The sequence below is a fragment of the Micromonospora sp. WMMD967 genome (assembly GCF_029626165.1).
Taxonomy (GTDB): domain Bacteria; phylum Actinomycetota; class Actinomycetes; order Mycobacteriales; family Micromonosporaceae; genus Micromonospora; species Micromonospora taraxaci.
In genome coordinates, this window is the sequence record NZ_JARUBK010000001.1 from 3,230,929 (window position 1) to 3,250,834 (window position 19,906).

The 19,906-nt window shown below is 72.6% G+C and carries 19 protein-coding genes and 1 riboswitch; of the genes, 9 read left to right on the forward strand and 10 right to left on the reverse strand.

Features of this window, described 5'->3' with window-relative positions:
* Nucleotides 1-19: 19 nt before the first annotated feature.
* Nucleotides 20-538, forward strand: coding sequence for a TrmH family RNA methyltransferase (locus tag O7631_RS15110; protein ID WP_278144796.1), 519 nt, complete (start codon nt 20-22; stop codon nt 536-538).
* Between the two features lie 25 nt (nt 539-563).
* On the opposite strand, the gene O7631_RS15115 is transcribed toward O7631_RS15110, so the two are convergent.
* From O7631_RS15115 to pseB, 7 genes are all read right to left on the reverse strand, one after another.
* Nucleotides 564-1,199, reverse strand: coding sequence for an alpha-ketoglutarate-dependent dioxygenase AlkB (locus O7631_RS15115; RefSeq protein WP_278144797.1), 636 nt, complete (start codon nt 1,197-1,199; stop codon nt 564-566).
* A gap of 173 nt (nt 1,200-1,372) precedes the next feature.
* A complete protein-coding gene (locus O7631_RS15120; protein WP_278147941.1) occupies nt 1,373-2,434 on the reverse strand; it encodes a spore coat protein in 1,062 nt (353 codons plus the stop codon).
* On the reverse strand, nt 2,431-3,195 hold the full coding sequence (locus O7631_RS15125; RefSeq protein ID WP_278144798.1) for a glycosyltransferase family protein: 765 nt from the start codon (nt 3,193-3,195) through the stop codon (nt 2,431-2,433). The genes O7631_RS15120 and O7631_RS15125 overlap by 4 nt, the downstream gene beginning before the upstream one ends.
* Complete coding sequence (locus tag O7631_RS15130; protein ID WP_278144799.1) at nt 3,192-5,015, reverse strand: class I SAM-dependent methyltransferase; 1,824 nt, start codon at nt 5,013-5,015, stop codon at nt 3,192-3,194. The genes O7631_RS15125 and O7631_RS15130 overlap by 4 nt, the downstream gene beginning before the upstream one ends.
* Nucleotides 5,005-5,853 carry a hypothetical protein gene (locus O7631_RS15135; protein WP_278144800.1) on the reverse strand — a complete coding sequence of 283 codons (849 nt, stop codon included), beginning with the start codon at nt 5,851-5,853 and terminating at the stop codon, nt 5,005-5,007. Before O7631_RS15135 ends, O7631_RS15130 begins: the two co-directional genes overlap by 11 nt.
* A gap of 10 nt (nt 5,854-5,863) precedes the next feature.
* Entirely contained in the window at nt 5,864-7,021 is a 1,158-nt protein-coding gene (locus O7631_RS15140; RefSeq protein ID WP_278144801.1) for an aminotransferase class I/II-fold pyridoxal phosphate-dependent enzyme, read from the reverse strand.
* On the reverse strand, nt 7,018-8,001 hold the full coding sequence (pseB, locus tag O7631_RS15145; RefSeq protein WP_145784310.1) for a UDP-N-acetylglucosamine 4,6-dehydratase (inverting): 984 nt from the start codon (nt 7,999-8,001) through the stop codon (nt 7,018-7,020). Before pseB ends, O7631_RS15140 begins: the two co-directional genes overlap by 4 nt.
* Before the next feature lie 364 nt (nt 8,002-8,365).
* Here pseB and O7631_RS15150 point away from each other — a divergent pair, with 364 nt between their 5' ends.
* A complete protein-coding gene (locus O7631_RS15150; RefSeq protein ID WP_278144802.1) occupies nt 8,366-10,102 on the forward strand; it encodes a hypothetical protein in 1,737 nt (578 codons plus the stop codon).
* A gap of 103 nt (nt 10,103-10,205) precedes the next feature.
* Here O7631_RS15150 and O7631_RS15155 read toward each other — a convergent pair whose 3' ends face one another.
* Nucleotides 10,206-10,715: a GNAT family N-acetyltransferase gene (locus O7631_RS15155; protein ID WP_278144803.1), complete on the reverse strand. Its 510-nt coding sequence runs from the start codon at nt 10,713-10,715 to the stop codon at nt 10,206-10,208.
* 100 nt (nt 10,716-10,815) lie between these two features.
* Between O7631_RS15155 and O7631_RS15160 the strand changes: the two genes are divergently transcribed.
* The 4 genes from O7631_RS15160 to O7631_RS15175 are packed head-to-tail and all read left to right on the forward strand — an operon-like array spanning nt 10,816 to nt 13,528.
* Nucleotides 10,816-11,067, forward strand: a complete 252-nt coding sequence (locus O7631_RS15160) for an acyl carrier protein (RefSeq protein ID WP_278144804.1) — start codon at nt 10,816-10,818, stop codon at nt 11,065-11,067.
* Nucleotides 11,064-12,329, forward strand: coding sequence for an AMP-binding protein (locus O7631_RS15165; protein WP_278144805.1), 1,266 nt, complete (start codon nt 11,064-11,066; stop codon nt 12,327-12,329). The genes O7631_RS15160 and O7631_RS15165 overlap by 4 nt, the downstream gene beginning before the upstream one ends.
* On the forward strand, nt 12,322-13,068 hold the full coding sequence (locus O7631_RS15170) for an SDR family NAD(P)-dependent oxidoreductase (protein ID WP_278144806.1): 747 nt from the start codon (nt 12,322-12,324) through the stop codon (nt 13,066-13,068). The genes O7631_RS15165 and O7631_RS15170 overlap by 8 nt, the downstream gene beginning before the upstream one ends.
* On the forward strand, nt 13,052-13,528 hold the full coding sequence (locus O7631_RS15175) for a hypothetical protein (RefSeq protein ID WP_278144807.1): 477 nt from the start codon (nt 13,052-13,054) through the stop codon (nt 13,526-13,528). The genes O7631_RS15170 and O7631_RS15175 overlap by 17 nt, the downstream gene beginning before the upstream one ends.
* Nucleotides 13,529-13,999: 471 nt before the next feature.
* Here the strand turns inward: O7631_RS15175 and pseI are convergent, their stop codons facing one another.
* Entirely contained in the window at nt 14,000-15,052 is a 1,053-nt protein-coding gene (pseI, locus tag O7631_RS15180) for a pseudaminic acid synthase (protein ID WP_278144808.1), read from the reverse strand.
* Between the two features lie 133 nt (nt 15,053-15,185).
* Nucleotides 15,186-16,361 carry a glycosyltransferase gene (locus tag O7631_RS15185; RefSeq protein WP_278144809.1) on the reverse strand — a complete coding sequence of 392 codons (1,176 nt, stop codon included), beginning with the start codon at nt 16,359-16,361 and terminating at the stop codon, nt 15,186-15,188.
* A 309-nt stretch (nt 16,362-16,670) separates the two neighbouring features.
* Between O7631_RS15185 and O7631_RS15190 the strand changes: the two genes are divergently transcribed.
* The 3 genes from O7631_RS15190 (at nt 16,671) to O7631_RS15200 (ending at nt 19,264) form a co-directional block, all read left to right on the forward strand.
* Nucleotides 16,671-17,882: an acyltransferase gene (locus tag O7631_RS15190; RefSeq protein ID WP_278144810.1), complete on the forward strand. Its 1,212-nt coding sequence runs from the start codon at nt 16,671-16,673 to the stop codon at nt 17,880-17,882.
* Between the two features lie 93 nt (nt 17,883-17,975).
* Nucleotides 17,976-18,362 carry a hypothetical protein gene (locus O7631_RS15195; protein ID WP_278144811.1) on the forward strand — a complete coding sequence of 129 codons (387 nt, stop codon included), beginning with the start codon at nt 17,976-17,978 and terminating at the stop codon, nt 18,360-18,362.
* 131 nt (nt 18,363-18,493) lie between these two features.
* Complete coding sequence (locus O7631_RS15200; protein ID WP_278144812.1) at nt 18,494-19,264, forward strand: hypothetical protein; 771 nt, start codon at nt 18,494-18,496, stop codon at nt 19,262-19,264.
* A 285-nt stretch (nt 19,265-19,549) separates the two neighbouring features.
* Nucleotides 19,550-19,691: riboswitch (cyclic di-AMP (ydaO/yuaA leader) on the forward strand.
* Nucleotides 19,692-19,906: the final 215 nt, after the last annotated feature.

The following is a 19,906-nucleotide window of genomic DNA, read 5'->3' on the forward strand; positions in this document are numbered from 1 at the left end:
GCGGAGTCGCCGACGCGGCGTGAGCGCCGCCATCCGGGTTCGGCCGCCGCGCGAGGTGCGCGCCGCCCGCCGACCCCGCCACCATCGCTGCTGGGGGCACCTGATCGCCGCCCCGCTCTGGCCGCTGCACGGTGCGAATCTGGGCACCCTCCTGCGCACCTGCGACGCGGTCGGCGCCTGCCTGGCCGTGCCGCCGTTCCGGTGGGTGGACGAGGCACTGGCTCGCGGCAACACCCTGCGTCGGCCGGGCTGCGTCCACCGGGTCGGCAGTCCGCTGCGGTGGTTGGCCGCCGAACGGGCCGGTGGCGCCCGGATCCTCGGGGTGGAGTTGGCCGACGAGGCCGTCCGACTCGGTGACCTGCCCGCCGCGCGGGGGCGCACCGTGGTGGTGCTCGGGCATGAGTCGAGCGGCATCCCGCCCGAGGCCCTCGACCAGTTGGACGCGGCCGTGGAGATTCCCATGATCGGGCATGGCCAGAGCCTGAACGTCGCCGTCGCCGGCTCGCTGGTCCTCTACAAACTCGCCGGCATGCTCTGAGGGCGCATGTCGAACGAGAGGTTAGTCAGGCGACGTTGTGGGGGCGGAACTGGACGCTGACCCGGGGGCCGACCGGGCGGGTGGTCTTCGGGATGGCGTGTTCCCAGGTGCGTTGGCACGAGCCGCCCATCACGATCAGGTCGCCGTGGCCCACCGGGAAACGCAGGCTGTCGCCACCGCCGCGCGGGCGGAGCAGCAGGGGCCGGGGCGCGCCGAACGAGACGATCGCGACGACGGTGTCGGTGTGCGCGGAGCGGCCGATGGTGTCGCCGTGCCAGGCCACGCTGTCCCGACCGGAGCGGTAGAGGCACATGCCGGCGGTGACGAAGGGCTCGCCCAGTTCGGGCGCGTAGTGTCTGGTCAGCGCGGCCCGGGCCTCGGTGAGCACCGGGTGCGGCAGTCGAGCGTCGCCGTCGTACCAGCAGAGCAGGCGGGGGACGTCGACCTCGTTGTCGAACATGGTGCGGCGTTCGGCCCGCCAGGGCACCTCGGTCAGCAGGGTGTCGAGGACCGTGTCGGAGCCGCGCACCCAGCCGGGGAGGTGGTCGACCCAGGCGCCCCGGCTGAGCTGGTGTCGACGGATCTGGCCGGGCAACGGCCCCACTGTCGGCCCGGCGTCGGTCAGGTCGAGCATCGACGGCTGATAGGCGGCCTGCGTCATACGGCCACCCTAGCAGCACTTTCGTACACCAGTGCTAGTGGCGGTCCGCTTCCCTGGCGGGATGATCGACTCCACTTCGGCGAGGTGGCGCCATCCCGCTGCCCGGACACCCCCACATCGCCGACCCGGAGTCGATCACGGCGTGGCGGCGGCGGGTGGATGGAGGGCGTCGATCACGGTGTGGCGGCGGCGGGTGGGCGGACGGCGTCGAACACCGCGTCCACGACCCGCGCCCGGCCCTGCCCGTCGACTGTCGACCACGCCTGGCCGGCGAGGGTCGCGCGCCGCTGCGGTGAGCTGAGCAACCCGTGCAGGGTCCGCGCGGCGGCCGCACGGGCGGCCCGTCCGGCGACTCCGGCGGCGGTCAGCTCCGGCAGCTCGCCGAGATCGGCGGCCAGACCGTGCCGCACCACGCGGGCGTACGACTCGCGTTGGTTGTCGACCACGCAGACCAGGGCGGCGGGTGCGCCGAGGCAGCAGAGTTCCCAGGTGGACGTGCCGGCGGCGCTGACCACCAGGTCGGCCTGGGTGATCAGGGTCGGCAGCGAGGTGGTGGGCGGAACCGGTCGGACGACCTGCCCGCGGCCGGGGGTGACGTCCTCCACCTCGGCCTCGATCTCCGGTCGGCCGACGATGACCGTGAGGTCCATCGGATGGCCGGTGGCCACCAGCACCCGGGTCAGCACCGGTGCCGCGCCGACGGCGTCCGTCCCGCCGAAGAAGGCCAGCACCCGGGGGCGGCTGACCGCCGTGGGGGACGGGGGGACCGGTGGTCGGGCGGTGATCACGGAGTCGCGCAGCAGGGCGTAATCGCTGCCGGCGAGCAGCCGTCCGGGCAGCTCCGGTAGCTGCGCTCCGAAGTTCTGGTCCAGGTAGAGGTCGGCGACCTGACCTCGGCTGTCCCCGTCGATCACGGCGAGGGTGAACACGCCGGCGTCGCGGAGGGCTCGCGCCCCGGCGGGGTCCAGCTCGTAGGAGTCGAGGACCATCACGTCCAGCTCGTGTCGGCGGGCTGCCTCGACCAGCCCGTCCGGTGTGTCCGGGCCCGGGTGCAGGGGGATGCCCCGCGCGGCGAGGTCGGCGGTGGCCCAGCCGAGCCGTTCGACGGTGCCGAACACGGCGACGTGGGCGCCTCGGGCCAGGAACTCCTCGGCGAGCGCCAGGCAGCGGACGAGGTGGCCGACGCCTCGTCGTGGTCCGGCGTCGCAGCGCAACCCGACCCGTAGCGTGCTCAGGACTCCTCCAACCGCTTCTGCCGTACGTCGGCGTTGAGCGCGCGCAGGTCAGGTTGCCCGTCGAGCCAGTCGGTGAGCTTCGACAGCGGCACGCTGATGTCGCCGAAGTGGTCGACGATGGCGCTGACCAGTGCCCAGTCCTGCTCGGTGTCGAGGGTCAGCCGCAGCCCGGAGCGGTCCGGGGTGAGCGTCACGCCGAGCACCCGGAACAGCTCCGGATGGGTGTACGCGTACGACGTCACGTGCACCCGGTGGTGGTCGGTGGCGAGCCGGCCGACGGTACGCAGCGTCTCCGCCCGGATGATCTCGACGTCCAAGCCTCGGGGCAGGGTACGGGCGATCGACGTGCTGGCGTAGTCGAGCCCGGGGACCGCCCGGTACACCGACGCGACCAGGGTGATGATCTCCGGGTCGAGCAGCGGGCAGTCGGCGGTGAACCGCATGACCGCGTCCCCGGGGTGCGCCGCGAGCGCACCCAGGAAGCGGTCCAGCACGTCGTCGACCGGCCCTCGGTGGCACGGCACGCCCAGCCGTTCGCACTCGGCCACCACGTCGTCGTCGACGGTGTCCGTGCTGGTCGCGACCACCAGGTCGGTCAGGACCCCGCTGTCGGCGGCGGCCCGGACCACCCGGCCCAGCACGGAACGCCCGGCGAGCGGGCGGAGCACCTTACCGGGCAGTCGGGAGGATCCCATTCGCGCCTGCACGATGCCGGTGATCCGGGGCGCCGCGTCGTTGTGGTCCGCCGCCGTCCCGGTCACTGCTGCTCCTCCTGCTTCGGCGCGAGCACGGCGGTGGCCCGCCGTTTCGCGGCGCGGGCCCCCCGCTTGGCCAACCGTGCCGGGGTGATGGCGAGCCGGCCGACCCGGTAGCTGATCGAGCCGCTGAGCAGACCGATCGTCGTTTCGGCTCGGCGCAGTGCCCGTTCCCGCGAGGTGAGCAGCTCCTCGGTCCACGCGGTCAACGCGGCCAGCCGGGTGATCTCCTCACGCTGGCGCAGCCACGCCTCGCGGAGCTGCTGGTAGCTGCGCGAGCCGATGGGCGGATCGGTCGGTGCTACGGTCCGCAGGTCGGTGGCGAGGTTGATCCTGCCGTCGAGGTCCAACCCGTGCAGGGCGGCAGCGATGGCGGCCTCGGTCTCCACCGCCTCGGTGACGGTCGCGCGGTCGAGGTCGCGCCCGGCGAGGCCGCCGAGCACCACCGTCAGACCCGGGACGTCGAGGGTGGACGGCCACGGGTGGGCGTACCCGCCGGTGAGCAGGGCCGCGGCGAAACGCCACAGGCCGCGCGCCAGCACCACGTCGGCCGGCAACGCGCCGGTGGCCCGCCAGCTGGGGTCGAGCACCGCGTACCGGTCGCCGTCGACCACCACGTTGTCGGTCCCGGCCAGCGCCGCCGCCCCGGCGATCCGGCCGTCGCCGTCGGCCTGGTCGGCGAGCCAGCCCGCGTACCCGTGCAGCAGCGTGCGCACTGTCGCCAGGTCGCGGCGCAGGGTCGCGTCGAGGAGCAGGGTACGCAGCAGCCGGCCGGAGGGCACCGGCCCGGACAACGCGTCCGCGTCCCGGTACGCGGCCTCGCGGCTGGCGAACGGCGCGGCGGCCGTCACCCGCGTGCCGGTGGTCGGGGCGAGCCCCCAGCGCCAACCCGACGGGCCGTGCAGCACTTCCGACACGCCGATCCCCGGACGGCCGGTCTGCATCAACGCCACCGGCAGGTCGACGTCGGCGGCCGGCGGATGGTCCCCGGTGTGGGTGGGTCGGTGGGCGAGCACCAGCCAACCCGGTGCGAGGTCGGCGGCGCGTCCGGCGTGCAGCGCGTCCACCGCCAGTCGCGCCGGGTCCTGGAGCACTGTGTCCCTCGTGGAGCCGCCCGCACAGGCTCCGTGCAGCACGGCGTCGAAGAGGCCGGATCCGGCGTCCCGGTCGAGGTGGTCGGCGTCGAGCAGGGCGGTCGGGCTTCCGGCATCGGGGTACGCGGCCCAGCACGCCGTCGGTCGCAGCCCCGCCTCGGTGAGCCGTTCGCGGAGCTGGTCGCGGTTGGCCGGGTGGCCGCGGTCCAGCACGCCGCCGATCACCCAGGCGGAGTCGTCCCGGGCGGCGTACCAGGGGGTGGTGGAGACGAGCCGGTGTAGACCGAGCGGGTTGTCCAGGCGCAGGAGCAGTGCGCCACCGGGCCGCAGGGCGGCGACCAGTCGCGCCAGCACACCGTTCCAGCCGAGCCGGGTGCCCTCCACCGACTCCACCGGGTCCAGGCCGGCGGCGGCGATCACCACGTCGTACGTCTCGTCGTCGGGCAGCCCGGCCGGACCACCCACCACCACGTGGGCGGCCCGGGGGGCCAGCGCCACCGCGTCGGGGTGGCTGCGTAGCAGGCAGGTCACCTCGGCACGGCCCAACTGGTCGAGCAGGGCCGGATCGTGCGGCCCGGCCAGCAGGACCCGGGCGCCGGGAGGTACGAGCCGGGCGGCGAGGGCGGCGAGGGGGCCACCCTCGGCCAACCGCTGCTGCGGCAGGTCGGACCAGGCCAGCATCTCGCCGCCCGGCAGGGTGATGCGGCCGGCGGGTGCCGTCTCAGTCGTCACGGTCGTCCTCTTCCTCCTGGAGGTTCGCCCAGCCGAGCAACTCGCGCAGCTCGGCCGGCGTGCAGCGGTGGTCGATGCCGAGCTCGGCGCGCGCGATGGGGACGGCCGTGGGCAGATCGACAGCGGTGCCGTGCAGCTCCGGCCACTGGCGGCGGATGCGGGCGGTGCCGCCGAAGGTCGGGTCCTCGTTGGACAGGATCATCGGGTCGCCGTAGACCGCCGGCTCGCAACCCGCGGCGATGCCGTAGAAGATCGCGCTGGTCAGCCGGTTGGATGCTACCCGCCGGTGCCGACGCAGCTCGGTCAGTTGCTTGTCGAGGAACTCCGGGTCGGTGTCCTTCCACCAGTGCCCCCGGTAGCCGTGGCAGATCACCCGGAACCCGGCCCGCTCGTAGAGGCGGCGGACGTTGCGCATCCGGTACTCGTGCCAGTAGAGGCAGACGGTGACCGGGCCCGGCTCGGTGGCCTGGATGAGGGCGATCAACTTACGGTGGTCGCCCTTGACGTGCTGACCCTCCCAGCCGTGGAACGGGTACCAGATGGTGCCCTCCCGATCCTCGGCCGACGGGTCCTCCGGGCGCATGGCCAGCAGGTATGCGAACGGCGCCCCGATGACGACCACGTTGCGGCGACCCACCGACCAGGCCCGTCGGCGGGTCTGCTCCGACCAGAGCAGGCTGGGGGTGCGGTCGGCGTACGGGTGGCCGGGTGCCAGGCCGTCACCGATGTTCCAGCCGTGCTGCACGTACCCGTTGATCCGCGGTGGGTGCCGGTCGCCGAGGCCGGCGTAGCGGGCCAGCACGTGCGCGTGACCGTAGAAGTGGTTGGCGTGGTGCATCAGGTTCCCATCAGGCGGCGGTACGCACCGAGCCGGCCCGCAGGGCCGCGGTCAGCGCGTCGATGACGCGATCCTGGTCGGCGTCGCTGAGCCCCGGGTAGAGCGGCAACGACAGCTGCTGCGAGTAGAACGACTCGGCCACCGGGCAGGACCCGCGTCGGTAGCCCAGGTCGGCGAAGACCGGGTGCCAGTGCACCGGGACGTAGTTGACCTGGACGCCGATGCCGGCGGCCCGCATCCGGTCGTACACCTCGCGGCGACGCCCGTCGAGCACGCGGATCGGGTAGAGGTGCCAGACCGGGTCGGCCCACGACTTCCGGTTCGGCGGTAGCACACCGTCCAGGTCGGCCAGTGCCTCGTCGTAGCGGGCGACCAGCGCGGCCCGGCGCGCCTTGAACTCGCCAAGGCGGCGCAGTTGACTGCGACCCAGGGCGCACAGCACGTCGGGCAGGCGGTAGTTCAACCCGAACTCGTGCACCTCCTGGTGCCAGCCGCCCTCGTCGGGATAGCGGAACTCGGCGCGGTCGCGGACCAGGCCGATGGTGCGGAAACGGCGGGCCCGCTTCAGCACGGCCGGGTCGAGCGCCGCGACGGCGCCGCCCTCGGCGGTGGTCAGGTTCTTCGTGGGAAAGAACGAGAAGGTGGTGAGGTCGGCGAGTGAGCCGACCGGTCGCCCGTGGTACGTGCCGCCGATCGAGTGCGCCGCGTCGGCGAGCAACAACGCGTCGGAGCCCACCATCGACGTCCGCAGCGCATCGTAGTCGGCGGGGTGGCCGGCGTAGTCGACGGCGGCGACGACCCGGGTACGCGAGGTGACGGCGTCGGCTGCCGCTGCCGGGTCGAGGCAGAAGGTCTCGTCCTCCACGTCGGCGAACACGATCGTCGCGCCGAGGGCGGCGGCGCTGCTGGCCGTCGCCACGAACGTCATCGGCGAGACGACCACCTCGTCACCCGGTCCCACCCCGGCGGCCGCGTACGCCACGTGCAGCGCCGCCGTGCCGTTGGAGACGGTGGTGACGTCCACTCCGCCGGTCCACCGGGCGAGGTCGGCCTCGAAGGCGTCCACCTGCGGGCCGGTGGTGAGCCAGTCGCCGCGCAGCACGTCGGAGACGGCGGCGATGTCCTCCTCGGTGACCGACTGCCGGCCGTACGGGAGCATCCCCGTCATGCGGTGATGCCGAGCATGTCGCGCAGTTGCTCGACGGTGAGCCACTCGTCGTTGGTGTCCGACTGGTAGGCGAAGCCGTCCGGGACCGGGTCGCAGTCGACCGGCGGCTGGTAACCCCAGGTGGCGATGGTCGGCTGGACGATGAACCGTCCGTCGGCGCGCAGCGTCCGCCTGCTGTCGTCGGGCGCGATCATCTCCTCGTGCAGCTTCTCGCCCGGGCGGATGCCGACCTCGTGGGTTGTGGCGTCCGGGGCCACGGCCTCGACCAGGTCGAGGATGCGCATGCTCGGGATGCGCGGCACGAACAGTTCGCCGCCCTGCATCTGGTCGAACGAGTCCATGACGAACTGGACGGCCTGGTCCAGGGTGATCCAGAAGCGGGTCATCCGCTTGTCGGTGATCGGCAGGCTCTTGCCCTCGGCGGCGAGGCGGCGGAACAGCGGGACGACCGAGCCGCGGCTGCCCACCACGTTGCCGTAGCGCACCACGGCGAACCGGGTGGGGTGCTGGGCGGCGTAGTGGTTGGCCGAGACGAACAGCTTGTCGCCGACCAGCTTCGTCGCGCCGTACAGGTTGATCGGGCTGGAGGCCTTGTCGGTGGAGAGCGCGATGACCTTCCGTACGCCGGCCTCGATCGCGGCGTCGACCACGTGCTGCGAGCCGGTGATGTTGGTGGCGATGTATTCCGACGGGTTGTACTCCGCGGTGTCCACCTGCTTCAGGGCGGCGGCGTGCACCACGTGGTCGACACCGTGCATGGCCCGGGTGAGGCGGTGCCGGTCCCGGATGTCGCCGATGAACCAGCGCAGCCGCGGGTCGTCGCCCAGTTGCTGACGCAGCTCGTACTGCTTGAGTTCGTCGCGGGAGAACACCACCACGCGGGCGGGGTCGGCCTCGGTGAGGATGTGCTGGAGGAAGGTCCTGCCGAAGGAACCCGTTCCCCCGGTGATCAGAATGGACGATCCATTCAACTCACTCAATTTGGTGCTCCCGTGTTCGTGGATGAACGAGCGGCCCTCGGCCGGCCGACCGGGGTGCGACGCTAACGACGGCGGGTTAACTCCTCGGCGCTCGCCGGTGAACCACGACCCCTGCTCCCGTGAATGCCGGGCACCGCGCAGGCGAACACTTCCGTCCGGCCCGCGACCGGCCTGACCAGTCCGGTTCCGGCCGTTACAGTGGCCGCGCGGGAGACTCGGCAGCCCCCTTCGCAGCCGCTTCCCGCGTTCACCCGACATCCGCACCGCCTGGTGCGGGCGGTTCATCCCGAGCGTCACCGACGCGGGCCCACCTGCCCGCAGAGTCCGTGCGGGCCCGATCCGGCTGGCAGTTCTGGAGGCGTTGATGGCATCCGGTAGCGACGTGATCGAACGGCCGGAGGTGGTGGCGGCGACACCGGACACCGCACCCGCTCGCCGCTGGGTGGTGCCGCTGGTGCTGGTCGTCGGTTGGGTGCTCAGCGTCGCCTGGCGGATGTGGTTGTCCCGGCACGTCGTGCTGCCGATCGCGCACACCGACGAGGACAGCTACCTCAACACCGCCCGTGCTCTGGCCGGCGGCCCGGGCGGCTTCAGCAGTGAGAACGACCTGCTGCGTCGGGTCGGCTACCCGATGCTGATCTCGCCGGCGTTCCTCGGGGACCGGGACTTCTCCGACAGCTACCGCATCGTCCAGCTGATCAACGCGATGGTCAACTCGACGCTGCTGCCGCTGGCGTACCTGCTCGGTCGCCGCCTGCTCCGGCTGCCCCGGTCGTACGCGCTGCTCGCAGCTGTCGCTGCCGCGACCCTGCCGGCCACCGCCTTCTACGCCAGCGTCGCCATGATCGACACGGTGATGGCACCGCTGGTGGTCGCCTGGCTGCTCGCCGTGCACCGCTGGATCGAACGGCCCGGGCTACTCGCCGCCGCCACCGTCGGTCTGCTGGCCGGCGGGTTCCACCTGTTGCACTCCCGGGGCCTGGCGATCGTGGCGGTGCACGTCGGGTTGGTCCTGCTGCTGTTGGTCCGCCGTCGGATCAGCCCGCCCGCGGTGCTCGCGGCGCTGCTGCCGGTGCTCGCCATGGCGCTGGTCAACGCGGCGGCCATCCGCTATCTCGGCGACAAGGTCTACCTGCTGGGCAGTACCCCCGGCGGTGGCACGGTCGAGGCGGTCGCCTCCGCGCAGGGCGTGGTCCGGGTCAGTGCCGCCGTCGCCACCCAACTCTGGTACCTCGTGGTGATCACATTCGGAATGGCGGGAGTGGCCTGGGCCTCCGCCGTACGGGAGCTGTGGCGGCCACGGCACGGCGACGCGACCCGCTGGACGATGGGCGTGGCGCTGGTGGTGACCGTCGGGGTCGCCGGCGGAGCGTCGGTGATCCTGGCCGGCATCACCGGTAAGCCGCTGGACGCGATCTACGGTCGCTACGTGCAGATGCTGGCGCCGTTCTGGCTGCTGGTGGGGCTCGGGGTCCTCCTCACCGCCGGCCGCCGGGTGGTTCTGCGTCGGGCGGCGGTCGCGGTGGCCCTCCTGGTCGGCGGCGGCGCCCTGATCGCCGTCCGGCTCGCGTACGTGGCCAGCCGCGGCCACCACCTGCGCTACGGCGGTTTCAGCGCACCGGACCTGGTGGCGTTGACCGGTGGGTGGCGGGAGATGCGACCGGTGGTCGGGTCGCTGGTCGGCATCGCCGGCTGTCTGCTGCTGGTCGCCACCGTCCTGGTTCCCCGGCTGCGGATGCCGATGCTCGGCGTGCTCGTCGTGGCCAACCTGGTGACCATGCAGGTGATCGACCAGCGCATCGTGCGGCCCGCCGTCGCGAGCACCGCGCCGACGCCCTCGGTGGCCGATGTCGGGGTACGCCCCGGCGAGCGGGTGTGGGCCTCGACCGGCGTGCACTACGTCCTGCGGTTCAACCTCAGCCACCAGGTCACCTGGACCGATGTTCGCTGGTTCGGCCTGGGGCAGCCGCCGGCCGCGGCGCAGGTGGTGTTCGCCCGCTGGGCGCCCGGCCAGGCCGACGACTGGGACGGCACGTCGTACGGCTTCGTCCGGCTCGGCGGCAACCCGACGCAGCACTGGGCGGCCTGGCGGCGCGCCTGACCCCCCCCGCACCCGGTGGACATCACCGTTCGTGAACGGCGGATGTCCACCGGGAGCATGGCCGGTTAATGAATTCCGTCAGCCCTGGAAATTTGTGCGGCAATCAGCGTTGGCGGCGGTCGGCCCGGGCCAGGGAAATCGGGATCACGGTGATTTCCCGGCCGTCGGACAACTCCTGCCGGGGGGTGCCCTCGACGAATCGGAAACGTCGGTTCATCTGTCGTACGACGGTATTGTGGCCGAGCACCTCGCCGTCGAGACGGTCCAGGTGCAGCCCGTCGAAGGCGTACTCCACGGCCTCCCGCATGACCCCCAGCCAGGCGGGCAGCGTCTCGCCCCGCCCGTCCAGCCCTTCGGCGTCCAGATAGAAGCCCCACGCTCCCGTCCGAGGGCCCTCCAACCGCAGGTCGAAGAAGGTGACCACCCCGCAGGGGCGGTCGTCTCGGACGTACACCAGAACCCGCCGGGACGGGTCGTCCCGGACCGCCGACCACCACCGGCCGTGCTCCTCGGCGGTGATCTCGTGGCTGGTTTTGCTGACCTGACGGTTGGTTTCCTGATTACGCCAGGACAACATCAGGTGAACGTCGTCCGCTGTCGCTTCGCGCAGCACGTGCGTCTCGCTTTCTTATCTGTTCACGCCAGTTCTCGGCACCCTACCCGGGCCTACCGGCACATCGGATACGCATTCGTTGGGTTGTAGACTCCGGCGCATGAACGAATTGAGTCGCGCGCAGATTCGCGACCTCATGGCTCAGGTGCTCGAAAACCAGGACAAGCAACTGCCCGCGGACGACGCGGCACAGTTGCGCGAGATCGGGTTCCGGTCGCTGGACTTCTCCGAGCTGGCCCTGCGGGTAGAGGACGAGACGGGGGAGGAGCTCAACTTCGACGCACCCGGCCTGCGCCGCATCGCCACCGTCGGGGACGTTCTCGACTTCCTCGTCGAGCTGCAGCACCAGTGACCGTCGCGACGGCGGGCCACCGGCCACCGGCGGGCCCGGAGCCGGCGGGCGTCGACAACCGGCTCGTCGTCGGCGGCGCCACGCTGACCTGGCGCACGCTGCCGCTGCCGGTCCTCCCCGACCCCGGCGCGGTGCTCGCCCACTCCGCGGTGCACGCGCTCGCCGCCGCCCGGCAGCACGCCGTGCACGGCACCGAGCTGCTGCTCAGCACCGCGAGTCGGGTCGACGCGGCGATGCGTGCCGAGCTGCTCGACGCCGGCTTCACCGTCAGCGTCCTCGACGACGACGGCGCGCAGCCGAGTGTCCCGGCCCGGCCGCGAGCCGCCGAACCCGGCCGGCTCTGGCTGCTGACCTCGGGTTCGACCGGGCGTCCCAAGCGGGTCGGGCACACCCTCGACACGTTGACCACAGTGCGGGCCGACCAGCCCGATCGGACGTGGCTCTGCCCGTACGCCCCCGGCACGTACGCCTGGTGGCAGGTCGTCACGCTGTCGTTGACCCAGCCCGGCCAGCACCTGGTGGTGGTCGAGCCCGACGAGCTGGACGACTGGCCCACCGTCGCCGCCGCGCACGGCGTCGACGCCGCCTCCGGCACCCCCACCTTCTGGCGTCGCACCCTCTACCGCGACGCCGCCGCGTTGGCCCGGGTGCCGTTGCGACAGATCACCCTCGGTGGCGAGCCGGTGGACCAGGCCATCCTGGACCAGCTCCGGGACGTCTTCCCCGCCGCCCGGATCTCCTGGATCTACGCGTCCTCCGAGGTGGGGGCGTCCATCGTGGTGCACGACGGGCAGGCCGGCTTCCCGGTCGACTGGCTGGACCGGCAGACCCCGGGCCGCCCGACGCTCTCGGTGGTGGACGACGAGTTGGTGGTCACCTCCCCGTTCCACGGGGCGGGGCTCGCCGGCCCGGTCCGCACCGGAGACCGCGTGCAGGTGCGCGACGACCGGGTGCTGATCACCGGCCGCCGGGACTCCGACGAGATCAACGTCGGCGGCAGCAAGGTCTCCGCCGGCGTGGTCCGCGGTGTGCTGGCCGAGCATCCGGCGGTGGCCTGGGCACGCGTCACCGGCCGCCGGGCGCCGGTGCTCGGCCGGATGGTGGTCGCCGAGGTGGTCCTCGCCCCCACCGGGCACCCGGACACCGCCGAGGCCGAGCTGGTCCGCTGGTGCGCCGACCGGCTTCCCGAGTACGCGGTGCCGCGCCGGATCCGCGTACTGACCGAGATTCCCGTCAAGGAGACCCTGAAGAGCGATGTTTGACACCCAGCTCGTACCACCCAGCTCCGTGGTCCTCGTCTCCGGCGGCTCGCGCGGGCTCGGCCTGGCCATCGTCACCGACCTGCTCGACGCCGGCGTACGGGTGGCCGCGTTCGCCCGTACCGTCACCCCGGAGCTGGAGAAGCTCGCCGCCGAGCACCCGGAGCGGGTGCACGTCGGCTCGGTGGACGTCACCGACCTGCGCGCCGCGCAGAGCTTCGTCCGTGCGGCGGAGGAGCGGCTCGGCCCGATCGACGGCGTCGTCAACAACGCCGCGATGGGGCAGGACTCGCTGCACGCGCACACCGCCACCGGCGACATCGCCCGGATCATCGAGACCAACCTGACCGCCCCGCTGCAACTGACCCGGCTGGTGATCCGCCGGATGCTCGCCAAGGGACTACGCGGGCGGATCGTCAACATCACCTCGATCTGCGGGCAGCGCGGTTTCCCGGGCCTGGTCGCGTACTCGGCCACCAAGGGCGGCATGGACGCCGCCACCCGCTCGCTGGCGCGGGAGCTGGGCGGCCGGATGCTGGTGAACTCCGTCGCCCCCGGCTTCTTCGCCTCGGAGATGTCCGCGGTGCTCGGCCCGACCCAGCTCGACCAGATCGTGCGCCGCACGCCGACCGGTCACCTGACCGAGCCGGAGGAGGTCACCCCGGTGGTACGGATGCTGCTGCGCGAGCACACGAACATCAACGGCCAGGTCATCGTGGTGGACGGTGCCGCCGCCATCTGACCTGGACCGGCGGGTCCGGCCCCGCCCGGTGCCTGGGTTGCTGGTCGCCGCCGAGCGGCACCTGCGCATCGGGTCGCCGGTCGCCCTGGCCGCCGCGGTGACGCGCAGCCACCTCGACGACGGCCGTTGTGTCGGTTGGTACGGCCCGCCGACGCCCGGGTGGCGGGTGGCGATCGACGCGGAGCGAGCGGACGCGCCAGTGCCTCCCGCGCTGGGACGCCGGTTCGGGGTGCAGGACTTCTGGGCGCGGTGGACCCGTACCGAGTGCTGCTGCAAGCTGGCCGACGTCCCGGTCGCGGCCTGGTGGCGTCTCCACGGCCTGGGTACGCCGGCCGGCGGGTCGGCGGTCTGGCACACCCTGCGGGTGGCCGACCTGGTGGTAACCGTAGGCTTCGCCCCCGCACCCGGTGCCGTGCCCCTGCCCGCCTCCGCAGCTGGCTCGAGCCGCCTGGACCGCTAGGTGGCGATTCGCCGGCGCGACCGCTGCGTGGCGACGTGCCGCCGCGTGTGACGGCCGGCCTGCCGTTGGTACCGGCGCAGCCTGTAGAGCTGCCCCACAGGTGGGGCAGGCGCGCGGGCCTCGTGCGTTGTCGGGCCTTGTGTGTTGTCGGGCCTTGGGTGTTGTCGTGTCTCGGGTGTTGTCGGGCCTTGGGTGTTGTCGGGCCTTGTGCGTTGTCGGGCCTTGTGCGTTGTCGTGTCTCGGGCGTTGTCGGCCTTCGCGGCTCGTCGTAGCCCTGGGGCGACGCAGCTTCATCCGGGTGATTGCTGGTGGGAGCCGTGTTGCCCGCCCCATATTCGGGGCAGCTCTACAGGCAGCCAGCCCAGTCCCACCAGACCGGACCGCGCGCGCTCGCCTCCGCCGCACCGGGGCTGGGCTGTGCGCGCTGCTCAGCCCAGCCCGCGTCGACAGCCCAGCCCGCCGCGTCGACGGTCAGATCAGGCCCCAGCTCAGCGGGGTGCCGCGCGAAACGTCGGTGGTGAAGGTGCGACCCAGGACGCGGTCGATCTCCACCGGAGCCAGCCCGCCGGCCGGTCGGATCGACCTGACATTGTGGATGGTCAGCGGGTCGCCGGCCCGCACGTCCTCGACCACGAACAGCGAGCGGCGGAACCGCAGCCCCTCCCGCTCGGCCGGGGTCGGGCCGATCGCGGTGCCACCCATGGCCGCGTACGCGCGACCGGACTCGGCCACCAGGGCCGTCAGCTCCGCCGGGTTCAGGGAGAAGTCCGAGTCCACGCCGCCGTCGGCCCGGTCCAGCGTGACGTGCTTCTCGATGAAGCAGGCGCCGAGCGCCACCGAGGCGACCGCCACCCCGATGCCGGGCGTGTGGTCGGACAGCCCGACCGGCACGTCGAACGCGCCGGCCAGCACCGGAATGCGGCGCAGGTTGCTGTCGGCCGGCGGCGCCGGGTAGGAAGCGGTGCAGGCCAGCAGGACGATGCCCGCCGCGCCACCGTCCCGGGCGGTCCGCACCGCGGCGTCGATCTCGGCGACCGTCGCCATGCCTGTGGAGATCACCATCGGCTTGCCCGTGCTCGCCACGAGTCGGATCAGCGGCAGGTCGACCAACTCCGAAGAAGCGATCTTGTACGCGGGCGCGTCCAGCGACTCCAGCAGCTCCACGGCAGTCGCGTCGAACGGCGACGAGAACACGGTGAGCCCGCGCTCGCGGGCCCGCTCGAAGATCGGGGCGTGCCACTCGTACGGGGTGTGCGCCCGCTCGTAGAGGCGGTACAGGTTCTCCCCGCCCCACAACTCGTGCCCACTGGAGATCCGGAACGCCGGGGTGTCGACGTCGATCGTGATGGTGTCCGGCCGGTACGTCTGGAGCTTCAGCGCGTGCGCCCCGCTCTGCGCCACCGCGTCGACGATGGCCAGCGCACGGTTCAGATCCCCGTTGTGGTTGCCGGACATCTCGGCGACCACGAACGGTCGTTCCCCGGCACCGACCGCGTGCGGTCCGATCTTTATTGTCGCCGTCATTCCGACCTCTGCTCAGGTACGCCCGCACCGTGGTGCGGTGGTGCTGTCGTCGTCCGCCCGGCGGGTGGACGACCTGGAAAACCAGGGCGCCGGGAGCCGACCCGGCTCCCGGCGTGTGGTGCGGTGGCGGCGTTCACGGCCGGCGGCTCCCGGCCAGCGCGTCGTGCCGCTGGGCGGTCGTGGCGACCTCGCCGTCACCTGTCGTCGCGGCGCCCGCGCCTCGCCCCGGGTCGTCGTCGGCGTTGACCGAGCCGGAACCGGTGCCGACGCCGCCCGCCGGGCCGGTGCGACGCAGGCGACCGGCGACCCGGTGCGCCTGGCGCAGAGCCGAGTACGCCAGCCAGTCGCCGCGCCCGACGAGGCGGTGCTTGAGCCCAGTCACGCCGGGCGGCAGTGGATAGCCACCGGCGGGCAGGTACCGACGGTAGTGCTCGGCGGCCCGGTGGAAGAAGTCCCGCCGCAGGTGTGGGTGCAGGCGCCCGTCGTTGCCCACCACCACCAGATAGTGGTTGATCATCAGCTGGAACAGTTCGGCCTGCAACCGCTCGTCCGGGTGCTTGCGGGCGACCCAGTCCAGCAGCCGCTCGTACTGGGCGAACGCGTCGAAGTGCCGGCCGCTGCGGGTGGAGGTGATCGCGCCGTGCCGACCCTGCCGGTACAGGTAGCACACCCGGTCCAGCACGGAGATCTTCTCGGCGCCGATGAGCAGGGGGTGGCTGAACGGGATGTCCTCGTACCAGCCGGGGAAGAAGCGCAGCTCCAACTGGTCCAGGAAGTCCCGCCGGACCACTTTGTTCCAGGCGGTGTGCTGCACCTGCAGCAGGTGCGGCTGGTCGTCGAGGCGTGTCACGCCGGGGATGCCGCGCAGCAGGTGACTGCTCGCGTCGACCTCGCGGCGGCCGTCCTCGTGCACCCGCAGGTGATCCAGCATCAGCACGTCGGGCTCGTGCTGGCGCAGCCGGTCCAGCACCGCGGGGATCGTGCCCGGCGGCAACCAGTCGTCGCTGTCGACGAACCAGACGTACCGGCCGGTGGCCACGTCGAGCCCGGCGTTGCGGGCCAGGCCCAGGCCAACGTTGCTGCTCAGGTGCACGACGCGGACACCGTCGCGGCCGGCGGCGTAGGAGCGGAGCATGTCGCCGCAACCGTCCGGGGAGGCGTCGTCGACGGCGACCATCTCGACCGCGTCCGCTTCACCCGCGGGGATGTCGGCCCGGATCGACTCCAGGCACTGGTACAGGTATGCCTCGACGCCGTACACGGGCACGACGATGCTCAGCAGCGGTGCGTGCGTCGGCTCATTGACCACGCCCGCCACCTTTGACGGTCAGGGTGGCCGAACCCGGAACCTGACGTGACCGCCGATGGTGGAGTCCCTGAACTCCCCCCGAGCGGCAGGTTAACGGCGGCCGGCCCGCAGCCCACCGATCCGGCGACCGTGGCGTGCCCGTACCGCCGTGGGCGGGTGGGACACGTCCGGTTCACCCGGGAGTGACCCGGTAGGGTGCCTCGGTGCGGCCCTGCCGGGCCGTCGCGGGCGTCGCCGTCGCGTCGTCCGACGCCGCGCCGAGGAGGATACGGACGTGCTGGTGACCCTGCGGATCTTCCGGATCCCGGCATGACCAGCGCCGCTGCGGTGTCGACCGCCCGGCCCGCCGGCACGCCCGCCCGGCTGCCCTCGCTGACCGGGCTGCGCTGGATCGCCGCGTTGCTGGTCTTCGGCTTCCACGCCGGCACCATGCGGATCATCGCCGAACCGGACTACAAGGCGGTGGTCGACGCGCTGTTCACGCTCGGCCTGTCCGGGGTGCAGTTCTTCTTCATCCTCAGCGGTTTCGTGCTGGTCTGGTCGGCCCGCGTTGGCGACTCCCGGCGTACCTTCTGGCGGCGGCGGGTTGCCAAGATCTACCCGAACCACGTGGTGTTGTGGGGTGCGGCCCTGCTGGTCGCCTGGTGGTTCGCCGACCCGGTCCTGCCGGCGGTCGCGCTGGAGAACCTGCTGCTGTTGCAGGCGTGGGACCCGCGGATGGGTTGGTTCTACAGCGTCAACACGGTGAGCTGGTCGCTCTCCTGCGAGTTCTTCTTCTACCTGTGCCTGCCCCTGGCGCTGCCGCTGCTACGCCGGGCCAACCCGAAGCTGCTCTGGGTGCTGATCGTCGCGCTGCCGCTGCTGATCCTCGCGCTCTGGCCGGCCCAGCAGTTGGTGCCGGAGGTGAGCCGGTGGTGGTTCACCCAGATCTTCCCGCCCGTACGGTCGCTGGAGTTCTGGTTGGGCGCCGTGGCGGCCGAGCTGATGCGGCGGGGTCTCTGGCGCGGCCCGGGGCTCACCGTCGCCAGCCTGGTTTTCGTGGGCACCTGGGTGGCGGCCGCGCAGTGGATCCGCGCGGAGTTGTGGACCACGCTGCTCGCCGTCGCGTACCTCCTGGTGATCACCGCCGCCGCGGACGCCGACGTGCGGGACAAGCGCTCCCCGTGGCGGTCCCGGCCGCTGGTCTGGCTCGGGGAGGTCTCGTTCGCCTTCTACCTGGTCCACGTCCTGGTGATGACGAGTGTGCTGCGGTGGAGCGGTGACTGGGGGGCCGGGTTCACGGGCTGGCGCGGACCGGCGGTGGTGCTCGGCTTCCTGGCCGTGAACCTGGTCCTCGCCGGGCTGCTGCACCGCTTCGTGGAGACGCCGATGATGCGTCGACTCGCACCGCGCCGCCCGGCCCGTCCGGCGTCCGTTCCGCGGCAACGCGGGGCCGGTCCCGCCGCCGACGGCCCGCCGGCCGACGCCGCCGGGAAAAGCGGGCAGACCAACGACTCATCACGGTACGTCGACTCGCGCTGACACCGTCCACCCTGCTCAGTGGGGTTCGGCGCGGCGTGCGACGACACGCCCGTGGTCGGTGCGTCGAGGTCGGCACGACGGTAGCGTGAGGTCGTGCTTCCGGTCGCGTTCACCTGTCCGCTGTGGTGGGTGGCGCGCTGGGCGACGCGGGTGCTGACCAGCCTCGCCGTCGTCGCGGCCCTGGCGCTCGGCGCGGGCCCGGCCTCGGCCGCCGTGCCAACCCCGTTCGGCCTCGGATCACTCCCGGCGACCTGCCCGTCCACCTGCGCACAGGGGGCGGTGCACGAGGCGCAGGCGGCGACCGGGGAGCCCGTCGAGGAGTCCTCCCCAGCGGGGTCCGTCGACCCGCAACCGGCTGCGCCCGGCGACCAGACCACCGCACCGACCGGCCCGCGGCCGGTGCGCGCGGCCGAGTCCGACCGGCTGCCCCTGGTCCACAGCCCGAGCAGCCGGGCACCCCGGGCACCACCCGGGCGCTGAGTCACCGGGACGAGCGTCCCGCCCCGCCGCGCCTGTCGACCCACCAGCTCCGCGCCCCGCCGGCCCGTGCTCTGCCCTGGCCCGGTGGCGGTGGGGCTCCCATCGCATCGCTCTCTCCCGAGGTGCCGACCATGGAGACCGCTGTCTTCTACCAGTTCGTGACCGAGGTGCCGCAGGCCGCCGCCATCTGGTCCACCCTGTTCCTGCTGGCCCTGGGCGTACTCGCCCTGCTGGTGGCCCGCCCCGAGCGGGAGACACCCCCGGACGCCCCGCGCACTGCCGCCCTCACCGCTCGTGAGGTGGCCGCCGCCGAGGCCGCCGACACGCGCCGGTACGCCGAGGAGGTGGCTGTCGCCGCGACCGGGGCGGCCCGGACCGCGCAGCGGCGACGTGCTGACTGGCTGACCGCTCAGGAGGAGATGGAACGGGCCTGGGCCGCGTACGACGAGGCGGACACCGCCGCCCGTCGCTTCGCGGGCGCTGGGGCGCTGCCCACCCCGCAGACCCCCCACACCCCGGCCGAGTACGCCGCCCGCGAGCGCTACCTGCACCGGGCCGCGATGACGGCGTACTGGCGGGGTGACCTGAGCATGGCGCAGCTCGGCGACGTGTTCGCGCACCGGCGCGGCTGGGATCCCCGGCGGCACCCGGTCGAGCAGGAGGTGCTGCTCAGCCGGACGATCCGGGACACCCGGCTGGCCGACTACCAGGCCGCCGCATCCCGGGAGCGGGCTGCCTGGCGGGACGCGGAACTGGCTGCCGACTCAGCGCGGGCACTCGCGACGGAGAGCTGCGCGGCGGCGGCCCGGCTGCGACCGAACCCGCTACCCGCGCGGCGAACGGTGACCGGTGCGTTCCGCCCCGCTGTCGTGGCGCGATGGCGGCCGGCGCGGGCGAGTTGAGCCCGATCCGTGACGTGAGCCGGGTCACGCCGACCGGAATTCGGGCGTCCGGCACGATCGGCGCGAATCTTCCGGTGAATCTGGCCGCGTTCTCGGCGGCCTGTCCGGTTGTCGCCCGTAGGCGTCACCGTAACCGCTTGTCCCATCGAGTCACGTCATCGGCAATACGCGCAGAAATTGCCGCTCCATTTCAGGTTTACGCAGGTGGGGCTGGCTTGGCAGGGGTGCGGACGGGCCAGTACTGTCGTCCCGTCCGGTGCGGTAACCGATCGCAAGAGGCGACGCCGCGCCGACCCGCTCAATCGTGATGAACGAACCGGGGACCCACCAGTAAGTCCGGGGTGAATCCGCGAGCCAGAGCCCGCGGTAGGGCGATCTTCCCGCCCGAATCCGTCAGCTAACCCGGTAGGCGGTGTCGGAAGGAGTTCCATCCTCGTGCAGCACCTTTCCACCCCTCGGTTGTTCCCTCGCCTCCACGGCGCAGCGGTGCCCCCGCTCATTCGTCCAGTGACGGTGAGCTGACCCCCCGGGTCATCGCCTAACCGCCCGGCCACGCCGGGCGTTCCCCTGAGCGGTTCACCATCCGCGGACCACGGTCCGCGCGCTGGCGCCTGCCCGGATACCGGTCCGGTCGCCGGTGTG